Here is a 17,050-nt window from a genome sequence, read left to right as displayed (position 1 = left end):
CGTCCCTTTTCCCGCGAGGGCAGAAGGGGGTCAGCGCAGCGAGTCGGCGACCTCGCGCAGCGCGTCGGCGGAGTGGTGGAACAGTTCGAGCTCGGAGGGCGAGAACGTGGTCTCGCGAATGGGCTGGGCTCCCACCGCGGACAGGACCGAGGGCACCGAGAGCGCGACGCCGCTGACGCCGTGGAAGTCCTCGAGCACGGTCGCGACGGGCATGACGGTGTGCTCGTCACCGAGGATCGCCTCGACGATGCGCGCGCCGGAGAGGCCGATCGCGTAGTTCGTGGCGCCCTTGCCCTGGATGACCTTGTAGGCGGCATCCCGCACATCGACGGCGATCTGGTCGAGCTCTTCGACGGTGAAGCGGGGCTGGCCGTCGAGCGGCTGCCATTCCAGGATCGGCACCGTGCCGATCGTGGCGTGCGACCACAGCGGGAACTCCGTGTCACCGTGCTCGCCGACGATGTACGCGTGCACGCTCGAGATCGAGACGCCCGCGCGCTGGGCGATCTTCCAGCGCAGGCGCGAGGTGTCGAGGACCGTGCCCGAACTGAAGACGCGCTCGCGCGGCAGGCCGCTGACCTCCTGCGCGATGACCGCCATGACGTCGGCGGGGTTCGTGACGACGACGAAGATCGCGTCGGGGGAGCGCTCGAGGAGGTCGGGGACGAGTGAGCGGAGGATGTTCGCGTTGATGCCGGCGAGGTCGATGCGCGTCTGCCCGGGCTTCTGTGCGGCGCCGGCGGTGATCACGACGACGTGCGAACCGGCGGTGACGTCGAGGTCGGCGCCGCCGATGATGTCGCTGGAGCCGGTGAACTGCGAGCCGTGGGCGAGGTCGAGGACCTCCGCCTCGACGCGCGCGGCGGCGATGTCGTAGAGCGCGACGTGGCGCGCCGATTCGCGGATGAGGGCGGCGTAGGCGACGGACGAGCCGACTGCTCCAGCGCCGACGACGGTCAGTTTCGAGTTCTCGATCACGCTCATGCGTTCAGTCTGACAGTGCGCGTGACCCCGTGCCACTGCCGTCCGGCGGGCGTGGCGCCCGCCGCGTCGGATTGCGTACCCCGATCGCCGAGATCACCGATCCCGCGACGAGGAGCGCCCCCGTGACGAGTGCGACCCGGTGGAACCCCGCGAGGTCGAGCGCGCCGCCGATGATCGCCGACAGCGACGCGATCGCGAGGAGGCCCGCGACGCGCGCGACCGCGTTGTTGACCGCCGAGGCGATCCCCGAGCGGGCCGGGTCGGCGGATCCGAGGATCGCCGCCGTCAGCGGCGACACCGTGATCGCGAGGCCGAGGCCGAGGATGATCATCGCGGGGAGGACCTGCCACCAGTAGTCGAAGTCGGTGCCGACGAGGAGCAGCAGGAGGCATCCCGCCGCCATGACGAACGGGCCGACGGTCATGAACAGGCGCGGCCCGAGGCGGCCGGACAGGATGCCGATGCGTGAGCTCAGTGCGATGACGAGGATCGTCGCGGGCAGGCTCGCGAGGCCCGCGAGCGTCGCGGAGAGGCCCGCACCCTGCTGGAGATAGACGGAGACGACGAACCCGTTGAGCGAGAGCGCGGCGTAGATGAAGAGCGTCGCGAGATTGCCGGCGGAGAAGGTGCCGCTGCGGAACAGGTCGAGCGGCAGGAGCGGGGGCGACGCCGTGCGCTGGCGCAGGACGAAGCCCGCGAAGAGCAGGATGCCGAGGCCCAGCGATCCCCACAGCCACGGCGTCGCGGGGCCGCCGGCCGCGGTCGGGAGCTCGATCAGCGCGAGCACGGCGAGCCCGAGCCCCGCTGTGCACAGGGCCGCGCCGATCCAGTCGATGCGCGCGTCCGGGCGCCGCTCGTCGCGGGTGTCGAGTCGTGGAAGGAGGGCGAGGGCGACGCCGATCGGCAGCACGTTGATGAGGAAGACCCAGCGCCAGGAGAGGTTGTCGACGATGACGCCGCCGAGGAGCGGGCCCACGATCATGGCGCCGGTCGTGAGTGCGGTCCACAGCCCGATCGCTCGCGAGCGCACCGGCTCGGCCATGGTCGACGTGATGAGCGCGAGCGAACTCGGCACGAGGAACGCGCCCGCGACGCCCTGGAGGGCGCGAGCGGCGATGAGGAGCTCGATCGACGGTGCAGCGGCGACGGCGACCGACGCGACGCCGAAACCGATGAGACCGATCCGCAGGACGAGCAGGCGTCCGTAGGCGTCGCTCGCCGCGCCCGCGACGAGGATGAGCGCGCCGAGGGTCACAAGGTAGGCGTCCACCGCCCACTGCTGTGTGGACAGTCCGCCGCCGAGCTCGCGCGCGATCGCGGGGAGCGCGACGTTCACGACGGTGCCGTCGAGGAAGGCGACGAACGATCCCAGCACCGCGATCGTGACGACGAGGCGCTGCTGCGGCGTCATCCGATCGGTCATGGTCCCACGCTAGGACGTGGCGCCGACACCGTGGGGTGAGCCGGTGATCGGTCGGATCGGTGGGATCACGCCGGTTCGCGGCATCCGCCGGACTGTCGTAAGATGGTCGACGGTGACGTGTCCGAGCGGCCGAAGGTGCAACTCTCGAAAAGTTGTGTAGGGTAACCCCCTACCGTGGGTTCAAATCCCACCGTCACCGCCATTCTCCCAGATCAGCCCCTGCTTTCGAGCGGGGGCTGATCTGCGTTCGGGCGCCCGTGCTCGCGCCCGCGTAATAGTTGACCGGTATCGATAGTCGACAAAGCGCAACTAATGAGATATGGTTGACGCCGATCAACTTTCAGCAAGGAGCACGACCCCTCTTGACCGCCGTCACCGCATCGCACCACACGCATCATTCCCCGCAGCGCACCCCGCGCGAAGTCTTCACGGCCATCTCCGGCCTCATCGTCGGCATGTTCGTCGCGGTGCTCTCGGGCACCGTCGTCTCGACGTCCATGCCCGTCATCATCGCCGACCTCGGCGGCACCCAGTCGCAGTACACCTGGGTGATCACCGCGAGCCTGCTGGCGACCGCCGTCTCGACCCCGATCTGGGGCAAGCTCGCCGACCTCGTCGACCGCAAGATCCTCATCCAGCTCTCGCTCATCCTGTTCACGGTCGGCACCGTCATCGCCGGATTCTCGACCGACACGAACATGCTCATCGCCGTCCGGGTCATCCAGGGCATCGGCGTCGGCGGCCTCATGTCGCTCGTGATGATCGCCGTCGCGCTCATCATCTCGCCGCGCGAGCGCGGCAAGTACATGGGCGTCGTCGGCGGCATCATGGCCCTCGGCACGATCGGCGGCCCGCTCCTCGGCGGTCTCATCACCGACTGGTGGGGCTGGCGTGCCAACTTCTTCGTGGGCGTGCCGTTCGCGATCGTCGCACTCGTGCTGCTGCAGTTCACTCTGCACCTGCCCAAGCCGCAGCGCGCGAAGGTGTCGATCGACTACCTCGGCATCGTCCTCCTCGCTGTCGGCGTATCGACCCTCCTGATCTGGGTGTCGATGGGCGGCAGCCAGTTCGCCTGGGACTCGGGCACGAGCTGGATGCTCGGCGTCGTCTCCATCGCCGCGATCATCGCCTTCGTCACCGTCGAGTTCTTCGTCGCGGAGCCGATCGTGCCGATGTCGCTCTTCCGCAACCGCACCTTCACGCTCTCGGTCCTGGCATCCATCGCCATCGGCGTCTCGATGTTCGCGACCTCCGTCTTCCTCGCGCAGTACTTCCAGCTCGCGCGCGGCGCGACGCCGACCGAGTCGGGCCTCATGACGATCCCGATGATCGTCGGGCAGATGGGCGCGTCGATCGTGATCGGCCAGCTCGTGAGTCGGTTCGGCAAATGGAAGGGCTGGATGCTCACCGGCTCGGTGCTCACCCTCATCGGTGTCACCCTGATGTCGACGCTCCGCTACGACACGGCGTTCTCGCTCGTCGCGGTGTACATGTTCGTGCTCGGCGCGGGCCTCGGCATGGTGATGCAGAATCTCACGCTCATCGTGCAGAACGACACCCCGCCGACGCAGCTGGGCGCGGCATCCTCGAACGTCAACTTCTTCCGCACGATCGCCGGCACGATCGGCGTGACGGTCATGGGCTCCATGCTCGCGACCAAGGTCACCGACTACATGACGGATGCCTTGACCGGCTTCACCCCGTCGAGCCAGGCCGAGATCGACGCCCTGAAGGCCCTCGGCTCGGGTGACGTGCCCAAGGTGTCGGCGCTTCCCGACTCCATCCGCGCACTCGTCGAATCGGCGTACGGGCACGGCATCGCCGATGTCTTCGTCATCGCGATCCCGCTCGCCGTGCTCGCGATCATCGCGATCGCGTTCGTGAAGAACAAGCCGCTGTCGACCAAGACCGCCGCCGAGCACCTGCGTGAGCAGGCCGAGGAGTCGGCGATCGGGGTGGCCGAGGCCGAGGTCGGCGCCTCCACCCCGACCGAGGCGATCCGGCTGCAGGCCGAGGGCGCGGATGCCTCCGTCTCCACCGGGCGCGTCGGCATCCTCACCGACGACGACGCGGAGCGCGGGCGCTGAGATGACCACGGCAGCGCTGGGCGGGGTCGACGAGGTCGCGCACAGCGACGACCTGGACGCGTCGCTGGGCGAGTTCCAGCTGCGCCTGAGCATGATCTTCGGTCGTGCTCGGGCGCAGTGGAAGGAGTCCGCGGCCCGCGTCCACCCCGATCTCCAGCCTGCCGGGTACAAGCTGCTGGCGTGCATCGCGCGGAGCGATCGGGCGAACGCGCATCAGCTCGCCGAACTGTTCGAGATGGACAAGTCGGTGATCAGCCGTCAAGTGCGCGCCCTCGAGGACTGGGGCCTCATCGTGTCGCGCCCCGACGACCGCGATGCGCGGCAGCGGGTGCTCACGGCCACCCCTGCAGCCCAGGCCGCGCTCGCGGACGTGCGGGTCGAGTACGCCGCGCGCCTGAGAGAGGTGCTCGCGCATCTCGCCCCCGAGGAGCTCGACGCGGCGGGCAAGGTGTTCCGCTGTCTGTCGGAGATGTGACGCGGCGCGGCCCGATCCGGGCTCGCACCGCTCTCCCCGTACACTTGCGGTCATGAGCGCGACCTCCGATCGGGATGCCGCGATCGCCCGTCTCGAGCAGGACTTCGGGGCGCTCTTCGCGCGCATCCGCGTGAACTGGCGTGAGGCGGCGGCGACGGTGCACCCGGATCTGCAGCCGCTCGGGTATCGCGTGCTCGTCGCGATCGCCGACGGCACGGTGACGTCGGCAGGGGAGATCATCGAGCGGTTCCAGACCGACAAGTCGGCCGTCAGTCGTCAGCTGCGCCAGCTCGAAGAGCTCGGCTTCGTCGAGAGCCGGCCAGATCCCGCCGATCGGCGGGCCCGCGTCCTGGCCGTCACCGACCTCGCCCGCGAACGCATCGCGGTGGCGCGCAGCGACCGCGAGGCCCGCCTCGGGGCGCGGTTGGATGCCTGGAGCGCCGACGACCTCGCGCTCGTCTCCGCCCTGCTGCGCGACCTCGCCCGCTGACGCGCGAGCCACGCGCGCGATCCGCGCCGCCCAGCGCTACCCGGTCTCGGGCGCGCCGAGTCGCGCCAGGATCTGACGCGCGAGCGTCATGAATGCCGCCGTCGCAGGAGAGATGGAACCCGTGCGCCGCGTGACGAACGCGTAGTGCTCCTCGACGGAGGGGACGAGCGGCGCCATGTAGAGGCCGCGCTCCGCGATCACCGAACGCCCGACGTGGTACGAGACCAGCGAGTCCCCGACGCCCTGGGCGGCGAGCTCCAGGGCGTGCGTCTGGAACTCGACCTCGATGATCGGCTCGAGCCGCACGCCGGCCGCCTGAGCACGCTCGAGCAGCGAGACGCGCAACGGGTCGTCCTGTGACCATCGCGCTTCCGAGAGGATCAGGGGACGCGTCGCGAGGGTCGTGATATCGATGGGCGTGCGCGTGTGCTCGGGGTTCCGTGACACGTAGACGACGTGATCCACGAACACTCCAGGCGTCAACTGCAGCTGACGGTCATCGATCGGCAGCTGGACGATTCCGGCTTCCAGATCGCCGGCACGCACCGATTCGGCGACCTCGGACGAGTTCAATCCGGTCACCTTCACCCGGACCGCGGGGTACCGCGCGTGGAACTCCCGGATCAGATCGGTTAGCAGGTAGAGGTGGGCGCTGTTGAAGGTGCCGAACAGGACCGTGCCCTCTTCGAGAGACCGGACGCGGCGGCCGAAGTCGGCGATCTCGCCCGCATCGGCGAGCGTCTTCTCGGCGAGTGGCACGAGCTGTTTGCCCACGTCTGTGAGGAGCAGGCGCCGTGACGTGCGGCTGAAGAGCTTGAGCCCGAGGCTCGTCTCCAGCACCGAGATCTGCTCCGAAAGGCTCGGCTGTGCGATGTGGTGCTCGGCGGCTGCGGCGGAGAACGTTCCCAATCGCGCCGCCGTCAGGAAGTACTGCAGCTGGCGGATCGTGGGGTGCGACATGGTCCTCATCTCAAGGAACTTCCTATAGTCAGCATACTGGTTTGAGGATTGTCCTTGGTCTTCCTCGATGGTCGACTTGTCCTGCACGACGACGAGACGACCGAGAGGGCACACGTGGACACGACGACCAAGCCGGTGGCATTGATCACCGGGGCCTCCAGCGGCATGGGGCGCAGCGCGGTAGAGGTGTTCCTCGACCGGGGGTACACGGTCGTGGCCCTCGATGTCGCGTCGGATGCCGCGCCGCCGGCAGCCGACGCGGGCGACCTCCTCCCGATCGTCGCCGACGTCCGCGTTCGTGACGACGTCGCCGCCGCACTCGAGGCGGTGCTGGCACCGGGACGGGCCATCGACGTCGTCGCCAACATCGCCGGCGTCTACCCGCCGACGACTCTCGCCACCTACGACGACGACACGTACCGGCGGATCTTCGACATCAACGTCCTGGGGGTGCTGAACGTCATCGCGGCCGCCCGACCTCGCCTGCGGCGTGGCGCCTCGATCGTCAACTTCGCGTCCGTGGACGCCTTCACGGTATCGCGCGGCCAGCTGCTCTACGGCGCCTCGAAGGCCGCGGTCGTGATGCTGACGAAGTCGCTCGCGCTCGAGCTCGCGCCCGACGGCATCCGCGTCAACGGCATCGCCCCCGGATGGGTCGCCACGCCCGGCAACTCCGCGACGGGCCGGATGGAGGCGGCCGCCGCGTCGATCCCCCTCGGCCGCGTGGCGACCCCCGAGGAGATCGCCGCATGGGTCTGGCTCGTCTCCCAGCCCGAGTACGGCGCCTTCCTCGACGGCGAGACGATCGTGCTCTCGGGAGCGGATGTCATGCGATGAGCACCGTCGTGATCACCGGCGCCGCCCGTGGTCAAGGAGCCGCGCACGCCGCCGCGCTCGCCGCCGCGGGCTATGCGCTCGTCCTCACCGACCGCATGGACGATGCGGGTGAGGAGGTCGCCTCGACACTGCGCTCATCCGGCGCCGACGCCCGCTACTACTCGCTCGACGTCGCCGACGAGGGCGGATGGGGCACTCTGGCGACGACGCTCGAACGCTCGGGTGCGCATCTCGTCGGGCTCGTCAACAACGCCGGCATCCTCCGCTACGGCACGATCGCCGAGACGGATGCCGCCACCTGGCTGCTGCACGACCGGGTGAACGCTCTCGGCGCCTTCCTCGGCATCCGCGCCCTCGCGCCGCTCATGACCGGCGGCGAGGGCTCGATCGTCAACATCTCGTCGACGGCGGCGCTCGTCGGCTCGGCCGGCTACGCCGCCTACTCGGCCTCCAAGGCCGCGCTGCTCGCACTCACCCGCGTCGCGGCCGTCGAGTACGCGCCCGCCGTCCGCGTCAACGCGATCTGCCCGGGCGGTGTCTCGACGCCCATGAACGACGACGAGCCCATCGGCGGGACCTCGTCGACGGCGCCGCTCGCCCGCCGCGCCCGCCCTGAGGAGATCTCGCCGCTCGTCACCTACCTGATCTCGCCCGCATCCGCGTTCGTCACCGGCTCCGTCCTGACGATCGACGGCGGACTCACGGCCGTCTGACCCCTCCGACCCGCGCTGTACCCGACCATCAAGAAAGCAGGAAGCCATGCCCCGCACCACCCGCGCCCGCGCGCTCACCGCGCTCGTGTCCGCCGCGTCCGTCGCACTGCTGCTGTCCGGCTGCGCCGGCGCAGCCGCACCCGCCTCGACCGTCTCGGCGGACTGCACTCCCGCTCACGAAGGACTGACCACCTTCACCCCCGGCACGCTCACCGTGGGAGTCCCGGAGAACCTCCCGTACACCCAGACCAAGGGCACGGATGCTGCGGGGCTCGAGATCGACGTCGTCCGCAAGCTCGCGGAAGCCGAGTGCCTCGCGCTCGCGTTCGTCCCGATCACCTACGCCAACGGCATCCCGATGATCAGCGAGCAGCACCGCACGGACATCATCACGGGCGGATGGTACGTGACCGAGGCCCGCGCGCAGCAGGTCGGCTTCACGAGCCCGACGTTCTTCGACTCGATGGGCATCATCTCGAAGGACGGCATCGACACGGTGTCCGGGCTCGAGAGCGTCGGTGCCGTCGGCTCCGGGGCGGGCTTCTCGTGGGAGGCCGACATGTCCCGCATCCTCGGCGGCAACTTCAAGACCTACCCCGGCACGGCGGAGATGAAGCAGGACCTCATCAACGGGCGCATCCAGGCGGCACTCGACGGCTACGCGGTCGCCACGGTGGCCTACGCCGACACCGACTTCGTGGTCAAGCCCGCCGCCGAGGACGACCGTGTCGCCATCACGACCGAGCAGCCCATGATCGCGTTCCCGATCGACAAGGACAACACGGCGCTCGCCGATGCCTTCAGCGCGCTCATCGACGGATTCCGCGCCGACGGAACGCTCGCCGAGCTCAACGCGAGCTACGGTCTGCCCGACTCGCTCATCGTCCCCGCGGACAAGGCGGCGACGTCCATCCGCTGACGCATCGCCCGGGCGGGGCGCCGCGCCGACCGGCCGCCCCGCCCGCGGCATCCCTCCCATCGGCCGTCCCGGCCCCGAATCCGAGGAGTACTCGTGGCACGACCCCTCATCACCCAGGCGAACGAGCTCGCCATCGCGGGCGTGACGATCGAACAACTGTCGAAGAGCTTCGGCGACCATCTCGTCCTCGATGACATCTCGATGACCGTCACTCCAGGCAGCGTGACGGCCCTCATCGGTCCGTCCGGGTCCGGCAAGAGCACGCTGCTGCGGTGCGTCAACCTGCTGGAGACACCGGATGCCGGGACGATTACGGTCGGCACGCAGACGATCCACGCCGGGCGCCGCGTCACCGATCGGGATCTCCTGGCCTTGCGCCGGCAGGTGGGCATGGTGTTCCAGTCGTTCAATCTCTTCCCGCATCTGAGCGTCCTGCGCAACGTCGCCTTCCCGCAGGAGAAGATCCTCGGCCGTTCCCGCGAGGAGGCGGAGGCTCGGGCGCTCACCTTGCTCGAGCGCGTCGGGCTCAAGGACAAGGCGCACCAGCACCCGGGGCGATGCTCCGGCGGCCAGCAGCAGCGCATCGCGATCGTGCGGGCCCTCGCTCTCAACCCGCGCGCCATGCTGTTCGACGAACCGACGAGCGCCCTGGATCCCGAGGTGGGCGTCGAGGTGCTCGCCGTCATGCGGGAGCTCGCCGAGTCCGGCATGACGATGATCGTCGTCACTCACGAGATGCAGTTCGCTCGCGACGTCGGCGACCACCTCGTGGTGATGGCCGACGGGCACATCATCGAGGAGGGCGTTCCGCGCGAGGTGATGGCCGACCCGCGCGAGGAACGGACCCGGCGGTTCCTCAGCGCCGTCCTGGAGCGGTGAGATGACTGGCGTGGACATCGGCGGCGCGATGCTGCTCGTGCTCATGGGGCTGCCGATGACGCTCCTGGTCACCGCGCTCGCCTACCTCATCGGGCTCGTCCTCGGCATCCCTCTCATGCTCGGGCTGCGCTCCCGGATCACTCCGTTCCGGCTCTTGCTGCGCTTCGTCGTGGACATCATCCGCGGCGTGCCGCCGATCGTCTGGCTCTTCCTGATCTACTTCGGCGTGCAGGTCGGGACCATCAGATTCGATTCGCTCTCCGCGGCGATCGTCGGCCTCGGCCTCATCTCCAGCGCCTACCTCGCCGAGATCTACCGCGGTGCGTTCGCGACCGTGCCGCGAGGGCAGTCCGAGGCCGCCGCGGCGCTCGGCTTCGGCTCCGTCACGACCTTCGCCCGCGTGCTCGTGCCGCAGGCGTTCCGCACGGCGCTGCCGTCGATGGCGACCTTTCTGCTCTCCCTCCTGAAGGACTCCTCGATCGCCTCGACGATCGGTGTCGCGGACATGGTCTTCCAGGCGACGATGTTCGCCCGGCAGAACCCCGCCGTCGCCGGCATCGTCCCGTTCGTCCTCGCCGCCGCGGTCTATCTCGTCGTCTCGCTGCCGATCGCCATCACGGCGCGCCGGCTCGACACGAAGCTCCGGAAGGAGGCGATCGCGTGATCGATCTCGCCGAATACCTGCCACGTCTCGGGCAGGGCCTCGTCGTGAGCCTCCAGCTGACCGCGCTCTCGGTCGTCTTCGGGTACCTCATCGGGCTGCTGTTCGCGCTGGGCGTGTCGGCGCAGCGGGGCTGGCTGCGCTGGCCGTGCCTCATCCTCGTCGAGATCGGTCGCGGCATCCCCGCTCTCGTGGTCCTCTACATCGTGTACTTCGGGCTGCCCGCGCTGGGTGTGCTCTTCGAGAACTTCTGGGCGGCGGTGCTGGGCCTCACCTTCACGGCTGCGGCGTACTCCTCCGAGATGATCCGCGCCGGCATCCAGTCCGTCGCGTCCGGTCAGCGGGAGGCGGCGGCCGCGCTCGGCCTCACGCGCACGACGACATTCGTGCGCGTCGTGCTGCCGCAGGGGCTGCGGGCGTCGATCCCTGCGCTCATGGGGCTCGCGATCATGTCCTTTCAGGGGACCTCGCTCGCCTACTCGATCTCGGTGAACGAACTGATGAGCCAGGCGTACCAGGTCAGCACGATCACGTTCCAGTACCTCCTCGTCTACGCCGTCACCGGCCTCATCTACGCCGCGATCGCCGTACCGACCACCTGGCTGTCGGTGTGGGTCGAACGCCGACTGAACAGGGGGTACGCGTGAAGACGCTCGTCTGGCTGGAGGCGACGGCGGGTGCACCCGAGCTCGCCCCGCTGTGGGAGTTCCTCGCGGATCGGGTCGACGCGCTGGCAGAGGGGCGGGTCGCGACGCGGGTCGTCCACGCCGGAATCGACGCGGGCGGCATCCGGACGGCGCCCAACCGGCTGCTGAGCGATGCCGCAGTCCTCGCACGCGCCGTCGAGGTGGATGCCGGGGACGCGGCGGATGCGCTCGTCATCGGCTGCTGGGGCGCGCCGACCTCGGCGGTGCGCGCCGCCGTCGGGATCCCGGCGACGGGGCTCGCCGACGCGAACGTCCGGGCCGTCGGGTCGCTCGCGCGCCGCGCCGTCGTGGTCACGGTGGCGGAGAGCCTCGTCCCGGTGTTCGCCGACGAGATCGACGCCCTCGGGTCGGCCGGCTTCCTCATGGACCGGCCGGTGCGGGCGTACGCCCCCGAATCGACCCACCTCGACGTGCTGCGGGCGATCGAGGACCCCACCGACCTCATCAGCCGGTTCGACGCGACGGCCCGGCGTGCCGTCGACGACGGCGCCGACGCGATCGTCGTCGGCTGCGGCTACCTCGCCCCGATCTTCGCCGCCCACGGCTACACGGCGGTCTCGACCGCCGCCGACGTGCCGATCCTCGACTGCAATCGCATCGCCCTCGAGCACGCCCTGCACCTGCGCACCCTCGCGGATGCCGGCATCGCGCCGACCGCCCGCGGATACCTGCGGCCGGTCCACGCGCGGCACCGGGCGCTCGCCTCGGCATCCCATCGTCTTCTCGGCTCGACGCCGCTGCCCATCCCCCAGGAAGGAACCACCCCATGACCGTCTACTGCGTGATCGGTGCCGGCGCCGCCGGTATGTCCGCGCTCGTCCAACTCACCCAGGCCGGCTACGACGTCGACTGCTTCGAGAAGAGCGACCGCGTCGGCGGGCACTGGAACACCGACTACGACGCGCTGCACCTCATCACGTCGCGCGACATGACCGGCTTCGAGGGCTTCCCGATGCCGACGGACTACCCCTACTTCCCGCGCCGCGACCAGGTCCGCGACTACCTCGGGTCCTACGCCCGTGAGCACGGCCTGTATGAGAAGGTCCGGTTCGGCGTGGAGGTCGTCGCGGTGTCGCCGCGCCCGTCCGCCGGTCCCCTCGGCTCCGCCGGGTGGACGGTGACGCTGTCAACGGGGGAGCGGCGGGACTATGACGGGGTGTTCGTCGCCAACGGGCACCTGTGGGATCAGAAGGTTCCCGCGATCGGCGCGGATTTCACCGGCACGCAGGTGCACTCGGGCTCATACCGGAACCCGTCCGACATCGCGGGGCGCAGGGTCCTCGTCGTCGGCGCCGGCAACTCGGGGTGCGATCTTGCCGTCGATGCCGCACAGCATCGGTTCGAGGTCGACATCGTGATGCGTGAGGGGATGTTCTTCCAGCCCAAGTCGTACTTCGGGGTGCCGCGGCAGGAGATCGCCTGGCTGGCCGGATTCTCTCCGGAGGAGCAGGACTTCCTCGCGCGCATGCTCGCGAAGGTGTCGATCGGCGAGGCGAAGGACTATGCCGGGATGCCGGCGCCGAAGGCCGCGACCCTCGCGGAGGGCAAGGCGGTCGTCAACGACCTGCTGCTCTACTGGGTGCAGCACGGACGGGTGCACATCCGCCCCGCGATCGACCGGATCGACGGGACGACGGTCCATTTCTCCGACGGCACGAGCGGCGAGTACGACACGATCCTGTGGGCGACGGGGTTCCACGTGTCGCTGCCGTTCCTCGACGAGACGCTCCTTGAGCGACGGGCGGCCGTGCCGCTGAGATACGGTGGCGGGATCGTACCGAAGGGCCTCGAGAAGCTGTACTTCATCGGGCTGACGGCCCCCCGCGGTCCGCAGCTGCCGATCTACGGCGTTCAGACGAAGCTCGCCATCCGGATGCTCGATCTGCACGAGCGTGCGGGCGGGTTCGCTCCGCTCGCGGCCTACCTCGGCGAGCTGCAGGATGCGGACGACCGTGTCGACATCGTGCGGCTCACGTGGCTCGAGCAGCTCGCCGATACGGAGCGACTGCTCGATGCGTTCGCGCTGTCGCGGGCGGGGGCTCTGTCCACGGCCGGATGATCGCGCGGTCTAGGCTCATGCCATGGATGCCGCGGCCTGGACCTTCCTCATCCTCGGCGTCGCGATCGTCGCGTTCGTCAGCGGCCGGGTTCCGCTCGCCGTCGTCTCGGTCGGGGTCGCTCTCGCTCTCTGGGCGACGGGCGTCCTCACGCTCGGCGAGGCGCTGTCGGGGTTCGGCGACCCGACCGTCCTCTTCATCGCGAGCCTCTTCGTCGTGAGCGAGGCGCTGGATGCCACGGGAGTCACCGCCTGGCTGGGTCAGCAGGTCGTGACGAGGGCGGGCACCGGGCGCGTGCGCCTCACGGTCGTGATCGGCGCGATGGTGGCGGTGCTGTCGGCGTTCATCTCGATCAACGGGGCCGTCGCGGCTCTGCTCCCGGTCGTCGTGGTGGTCGCGGTGCGGGCGGGGCTCGTCCCGTCGAAGCTGCTCATCCCGCTCGCCTTCGCCGCGAGCGCCGGCTCTCTGCTCACCCTCACGGGCACGCCCGTGAACATCGTCGTCTCCGAGGCCGCGGCGGCGGCCGGCGGCCGGGAGTTCGGCTACTTCGAGTTCGCACTCGTCGGCATCCCGCTCGTCCTCCTCACTGTGGCGACGGTCGCGCTCGGCGGCGATCGCCTGCTGCCGGCCCGCACACCGGAGCACTTCGGAGACGCCGCGGACCCCAGTGAGCTCGCCCGCGCGCTGCGTTCGAGCTACGACGTCTCCCTCGAGACGGGGGCGCTGTTCAGCGCGCGGCAAGGCGTCGCCGAGATCCTCGTCGCGCCGCGCTCGCGCCTCATCGGGCGCACCGTCACCGTCGGGATGACGACGCGCGACGACGGCCTCGTCATCCTGGGGCTGCGCCGAGGCGAAGACGATGGCGCGGGCGCGACCCGCACGACGGGCAGCGGGACGCTCACGCTCCAGGCCGGCGACGCCGTGCTGGTCCAGGGGCCCTGGGGTGCGTTGACGCACTACACGCGGTCGGCGGACGTGATCGCCGTGACCCCGCCGCAGGCCGTGCAGCGCGCCGTGCCGCTCGGCCGCGGGGCCAAGCGCGCGCTCGTGATCCTCGGGGTGATGATCGTGCTCCTCGCGACCGGACTCGTGCCCCCTGCCGTCGCGGGCCTCCTCGCGGCGGGCGCGATCATCCTCACCCGCGTGCTGACCGTGCCGCAGACCTATCGCGCGATCGAGTGGACCACGGTCATCCTCATCGCCGGCATGGTGCCACTCTCGGCGGCCTTCATCGCGACGGGCGCCGCCGCGCGGGTCGCCGACGTCGTCCTCGGGGCGATCGGCGACAGCGCGCCGCAGCTCGCGCTGCTCGTCCTCTGCGTCGTGACGATGGTGCTCGGCCAGTTCATCTCGAACGTCGCGACCGTCCTCATCGTGACGCCGATCGCGGTCGCCATCGCGCAGAGCCTCGAGCTCAGCATCCTGCCGTTCATGATGGCGCTCACGGTCGCCGGCGCCGCGTCGTTCCTCACGCCGATCGCGACGCCCGCGAACCTCATGGTCCTGCAGCCGGGCGGGTACCGCTTCGGCGACTACTGGCGCCTCGGCATCCCGCTCATGATCGTCTACCTCGCCGTCGCGGTGCTCTACGTGCCGCTCGTCTGGCCGTTCTGACGGCGGTCAGTCCGCGAGGCCGAACAGCTGCAGCGGGTGGGTCAGGCGCCACCACGGGTCGGGGTCGGGGATGTCGGCGGTCAGGCGTGCGCCCGTCGACGCCGCCCCGAGCGGACCCTTCGTCGACACGGTGCCGACCTCGGCGTCCGCCGCGCGGGCGTCTCCGAGCGACAGGTCGGATGCCACGGGAGCCGCCTGCGTGTTCCACAGCAGCAGGGACAGGTCACTCGTGGTGACGACCTGCGACGTCGCCCCCCACGCCGTCGTGACGGTGCCGACGATGGTCCCGGTCGGCAGCACGGTCGGCACGGAGGCTTCGGCTGCGACGTCGCTCAGCAGGCGCGCGGTCTCGCTGTCGCGCGCCGCGTCGTCGGGTTGCGCAAGCGCCACCGCGTACACCCGCAGGGTCGCGTCGCCGACGGGCTGGACCTTCGCGGCGAGCAGGTTGTAGAGGTCGGTGAGACTGCCGGTCTTCAGGCCCACGATCGCCGGATCGGCGAGCAGGTCGTTCGTGTTGACGACCTGGCCGGCGCCGGGGAGGTCGACGACCGGGGTCCGCACGATCTCGGCGATGACGGGGTTGGCGAGCGCGAGGCGCGCGAGCGTGATGAGGGATGCCGGGTCGGCGGTGTTCGCCGGATCGATCCCGGTCGGCTCGACGACGGTGATGCCCGGCAGGTTCTTGCGATCCAGCCACGCACGTGCGGCTTTCGCGAACACGGTGTCGGTCGGCCAGATCGTGCTCGCGAGGCGGTCGGTGTAGTTGCCGGCCGATCCGATCAGCATGCCCTGCAGCATCTGGTACTGGCTGAGGCTGCCGTCGACGGGGGCGTCGAGCGCGGACTCGTCCTCGGCGAGATAGTCGTAGTAGGTCTCCTGGTCGCTCTCGCCGAACGCGAACGACGGGCCGCTCTCGCCGACGGCGAGGGGCATCTGATCGAGCACCATGAGCGCCGTCACGAGCTTCGTGATGCTCGCCATCGGCACGGCGTCACCGGTCGATGCGGGTGTCGCGTCGATCCCGGCGACCCCGACGGCGGCGGCTCCCTGCGCCGGCCAGACGATCGCGGTCGGGGCTCCGACGAGGTCGGGGAGGGCGACCGGAGCGATCTGCGGCGCGACCGCCCAGAGCGGCCACAGCAGTGTGGTCGCCGCGTACGCGCCGATGACGCCGAGGCCTGAGAGGATCGGCACGACGACGCCGGGTCGCAGGGGCGAGCGGTGCGGCCGCCGCGCGAGCAGGTCGGGTGCGATCTCGGTGCCTGGCGTCGTGCGGAGGGCGACCGTGCCGTCCTCGAGCCAGCCGAGGGCCTGCCGTCCGCGCGCGTTGCGCACGACGACGGCATCGGTGCCCGGCGCCACGGCGTTCTCGTCGGTCGTGGCCGCCACCGACTCGCGATGCGCCCGCCGCGAGGTCACGGGGGCGTCCTCGATGGTCACCCGACCAAAGTTACCCGGTCCACGGCTATACTCATCGTCACACCCACGGGAGTCCGGTAAGCCGGGCTGAGAGGAAGCGATCCACGCTTCGACCGTCGAACCTGATCCGGATCATGCCGGCGCAGGGAGGAGAGAATATGCACGCGTCTGCGTCCCCATCCACCGTCCGCTCGTCGGATGCCGCCAGCGGCGCCCGACCGAACGGCCCCCGTTCCGGACGCCTGCGCTGGCGGGTCGTCGACATCGTCGTCGCGAGCGTCATCGGCGTGGCATCCGGCCTGATCTTCCTGCTCTGGAACATCGGCTACCTCGGCCCGAAGACACTCCTCGAGCCGCTGCTTCCCGGCCTGCAGGGCCTCCTCGACGGACCGTGGCTGTTCGCGGGCGTGCTCGGTGCGCTCATCATCCGCAAGCCCGGCGCCGCGATCTACACCGAGACGCTCGCGGCCGTCGTCTCGGCGCTCGTCGGCAACCAGTGGGGCGGGTTCCTCACGCTCGAGGCCGGCCTCGTGCAGGGCCTCGGCGCGGAGATCATCTTCCTCGTCTTCTTCTACCGTGCGTGGAGTCTGCCGGTCGCGATCCTCGCGGGCGCGGGCGCGGCGCTCGCGGGCGGCATCAACAACCTCATCCTCTGGTACGCCGGAGCCGATGCCGCGTTCACCGTCATCTACCTCATCAGCACCACCGTCTCGGGTGCCGTCATCGCGGGTGCCCTGTCGTGGTTCCTCGCGCGCGGCATCGCCGCGACCGGCGCGCTCGATCGCTTCGCGTCGGGCCGCGAGCGGCGCGAGCTCGTCTGACGGG

At 70.1% G+C, this 17,050-nt stretch carries 17 protein-coding genes, 1 tRNA gene and 1 riboswitch; of the genes, 14 read left to right on the top strand and 4 right to left on the bottom strand.

Going from position 1 to position 17,050, the window contains the following annotated elements; translation table 11 throughout:
• Window positions 1-30 precede the first annotated feature (30 nt).
• Entirely contained in the window at window positions 31-984 is a 954-nt protein-coding gene (locus tag J0I43_RS04700; protein ID WP_292859816.1) for an L-lactate dehydrogenase, read from the bottom strand.
• 4 nt (window positions 985-988) lie between these two features.
• Window positions 989-2,407, bottom strand: coding sequence for an MFS transporter (locus tag J0I43_RS04695; RefSeq protein ID WP_292859813.1), 1,419 nt, complete (start codon window positions 2,405-2,407; stop codon window positions 989-991).
• A 111-nt stretch (window positions 2,408-2,518) separates the two neighbouring features.
• Between J0I43_RS04695 and J0I43_RS04690 the strand changes: the two genes are divergently transcribed.
• The 4 genes from J0I43_RS04690 (at window position 2,519) to J0I43_RS04675 (ending at window position 5,459) form a co-directional block, all read left to right on the top strand.
• Window positions 2,519-2,609 (top strand) — tRNA-Ser (locus tag J0I43_RS04690).
• Between the two features lie 160 nt (window positions 2,610-2,769).
• Window positions 2,770-4,494 carry an MDR family MFS transporter gene (locus tag J0I43_RS04685; RefSeq protein ID WP_292859810.1) on the top strand — a complete coding sequence of 575 codons (1,725 nt, stop codon included), beginning with the start codon at window positions 2,770-2,772 and terminating at the stop codon, window positions 4,492-4,494.
• Between the two features lies 1 nt (window position 4,495).
• Window positions 4,496-4,969 (top strand): MarR family transcriptional regulator, encoded by a 474-nt coding sequence (locus J0I43_RS04680; RefSeq protein WP_292859807.1) that lies wholly within the window; start codon window positions 4,496-4,498, stop codon window positions 4,967-4,969.
• A 52-nt stretch (window positions 4,970-5,021) separates the two neighbouring features.
• A complete protein-coding gene (locus J0I43_RS04675) occupies window positions 5,022-5,459 on the top strand; it encodes a MarR family transcriptional regulator (protein ID WP_292859804.1) in 438 nt (145 codons plus the stop codon).
• 36 nt (window positions 5,460-5,495) lie between these two features.
• Here J0I43_RS04675 and J0I43_RS04670 read toward each other — a convergent pair whose 3' ends face one another.
• Window positions 5,496-6,419, bottom strand: a complete 924-nt coding sequence (locus tag J0I43_RS04670; protein WP_292859802.1) for a LysR family transcriptional regulator — start codon at window positions 6,417-6,419, stop codon at window positions 5,496-5,498.
• A gap of 54 nt (window positions 6,420-6,473) precedes the next feature.
• Here J0I43_RS04670 and J0I43_RS04665 point away from each other — a divergent pair, with 54 nt between their 5' ends.
• From J0I43_RS04665 to J0I43_RS04625, 9 genes are all read left to right on the top strand, one after another.
• Window positions 6,474-7,256 (top strand): SDR family NAD(P)-dependent oxidoreductase, encoded by a 783-nt coding sequence (locus J0I43_RS04665; RefSeq protein ID WP_292859799.1) that lies wholly within the window; start codon window positions 6,474-6,476, stop codon window positions 7,254-7,256.
• The gene (locus J0I43_RS04660) at window positions 7,253-7,969 is read left to right on the top strand and encodes an SDR family oxidoreductase (protein ID WP_292859796.1); all 717 of its coding nucleotides are present in this window, start codon (window positions 7,253-7,255) and stop codon (window positions 7,967-7,969) included. Before J0I43_RS04665 ends, J0I43_RS04660 begins: the two co-directional genes overlap by 4 nt.
• Window positions 7,970-8,015: 46 nt before the next feature.
• The gene (locus J0I43_RS04655) at window positions 8,016-8,888 is read left to right on the top strand and encodes an ABC transporter substrate-binding protein (protein WP_292859793.1); all 873 of its coding nucleotides are present in this window, start codon (window positions 8,016-8,018) and stop codon (window positions 8,886-8,888) included.
• A gap of 93 nt (window positions 8,889-8,981) precedes the next feature.
• Window positions 8,982-9,767, top strand: a complete 786-nt coding sequence (locus J0I43_RS04650) for an amino acid ABC transporter ATP-binding protein (RefSeq protein WP_292859790.1) — start codon at window positions 8,982-8,984, stop codon at window positions 9,765-9,767.
• A gap of 1 nt (window position 9,768) precedes the next feature.
• Window positions 9,769-10,431, top strand: coding sequence for an amino acid ABC transporter permease (locus J0I43_RS04645; RefSeq protein ID WP_292859787.1), 663 nt, complete (start codon window positions 9,769-9,771; stop codon window positions 10,429-10,431).
• Window positions 10,428-11,075, top strand: a complete 648-nt coding sequence (locus J0I43_RS04640) for an amino acid ABC transporter permease (RefSeq protein WP_292859784.1) — start codon at window positions 10,428-10,430, stop codon at window positions 11,073-11,075. Before J0I43_RS04645 ends, J0I43_RS04640 begins: the two co-directional genes overlap by 4 nt.
• Window positions 11,072-11,905, top strand: a complete 834-nt coding sequence (locus J0I43_RS04635; protein WP_292859781.1) for an aspartate/glutamate racemase family protein — start codon at window positions 11,072-11,074, stop codon at window positions 11,903-11,905. The genes J0I43_RS04640 and J0I43_RS04635 overlap by 4 nt, the downstream gene beginning before the upstream one ends.
• Window positions 11,902-13,194 carry an NAD(P)/FAD-dependent oxidoreductase gene (locus tag J0I43_RS04630; protein WP_292859778.1) on the top strand — a complete coding sequence of 431 codons (1,293 nt, stop codon included), beginning with the start codon at window positions 11,902-11,904 and terminating at the stop codon, window positions 13,192-13,194. Before J0I43_RS04635 ends, J0I43_RS04630 begins: the two co-directional genes overlap by 4 nt.
• Before the next feature lie 22 nt (window positions 13,195-13,216).
• On the top strand, window positions 13,217-14,806 hold the full coding sequence (locus J0I43_RS04625) for an SLC13 family permease (protein WP_292859775.1): 1,590 nt from the start codon (window positions 13,217-13,219) through the stop codon (window positions 14,804-14,806).
• A gap of 6 nt (window positions 14,807-14,812) precedes the next feature.
• Here J0I43_RS04625 and J0I43_RS04620 read toward each other — a convergent pair whose 3' ends face one another.
• Complete coding sequence (locus J0I43_RS04620; protein WP_292859772.1) at window positions 14,813-16,246, bottom strand: D-alanyl-D-alanine carboxypeptidase; 1,434 nt, start codon at window positions 16,244-16,246, stop codon at window positions 14,813-14,815.
• Between the two features lie 35 nt (window positions 16,247-16,281).
• Window positions 16,282-16,392: riboswitch (TPP riboswitch) on the top strand.
• Between J0I43_RS04620 and J0I43_RS04615 the strand changes: the two genes are divergently transcribed.
• A complete protein-coding gene (locus tag J0I43_RS04615; protein ID WP_292859769.1) occupies window positions 16,384-17,046 on the top strand; it encodes an ECF transporter S component in 663 nt (220 codons plus the stop codon). It overlaps the preceding riboswitch by 9 nt.
• Window positions 17,047-17,050: the final 4 nt, after the last annotated feature.

It is taken from the genome of Microbacterium sp. (assembly GCF_017305435.1).
Classification (GTDB): domain Bacteria; phylum Actinomycetota; class Actinomycetes; order Actinomycetales; family Microbacteriaceae; genus Microbacterium.
This window is presented reverse-complemented; position numbering and strand designations above follow the sequence as displayed.

Excerpts from the sequence above, each read along its gene's own strand:
- J0I43_RS04655 (WP_292859793.1), top strand. The coding sequence starts at position 8,016 with ATGCCCCGCACCACCCGCGCCCGCGCGCTCACCGCGCTCGTGTCCGCC.
- J0I43_RS04625 (WP_292859775.1), top strand. The coding sequence starts at position 13,217 with ATGGATGCCGCGGCCTGGACCTTCCTCATCCTCGGCGTCGCGATCGTC.
- J0I43_RS04645 (WP_292859787.1), top strand. The coding sequence starts at position 9,769 with ATGACTGGCGTGGACATCGGCGGCGCGATGCTGCTCGTGCTCATGGGG.
- J0I43_RS04615 (WP_292859769.1), top strand. The coding sequence starts at position 16,384 with ATGCACGCGTCTGCGTCCCCATCCACCGTCCGCTCGTCGGATGCCGCC.
- J0I43_RS04700 (WP_292859816.1), bottom strand. The coding sequence starts at position 984 with ATGAGCGTGATCGAGAACTCGAAACTGACCGTCGTCGGCGCTGGAGCA.
- J0I43_RS04680 (WP_292859807.1), top strand. The coding sequence starts at position 4,496 with ATGACCACGGCAGCGCTGGGCGGGGTCGACGAGGTCGCGCACAGCGAC.
- J0I43_RS04670 (WP_292859802.1), bottom strand. The coding sequence starts at position 6,419 with ATGTCGCACCCCACGATCCGCCAGCTGCAGTACTTCCTGACGGCGGCG.
- J0I43_RS04660 (WP_292859796.1), top strand. The coding sequence starts at position 7,253 with ATGAGCACCGTCGTGATCACCGGCGCCGCCCGTGGTCAAGGAGCCGCG.
- J0I43_RS04675 (WP_292859804.1), top strand. The coding sequence starts at position 5,022 with ATGAGCGCGACCTCCGATCGGGATGCCGCGATCGCCCGTCTCGAGCAG.
- J0I43_RS04695 (WP_292859813.1), bottom strand. The coding sequence starts at position 2,407 with ATGACCGATCGGATGACGCCGCAGCAGCGCCTCGTCGTCACGATCGCG.
- J0I43_RS04630 (WP_292859778.1), top strand. The coding sequence starts at position 11,902 with ATGACCGTCTACTGCGTGATCGGTGCCGGCGCCGCCGGTATGTCCGCG.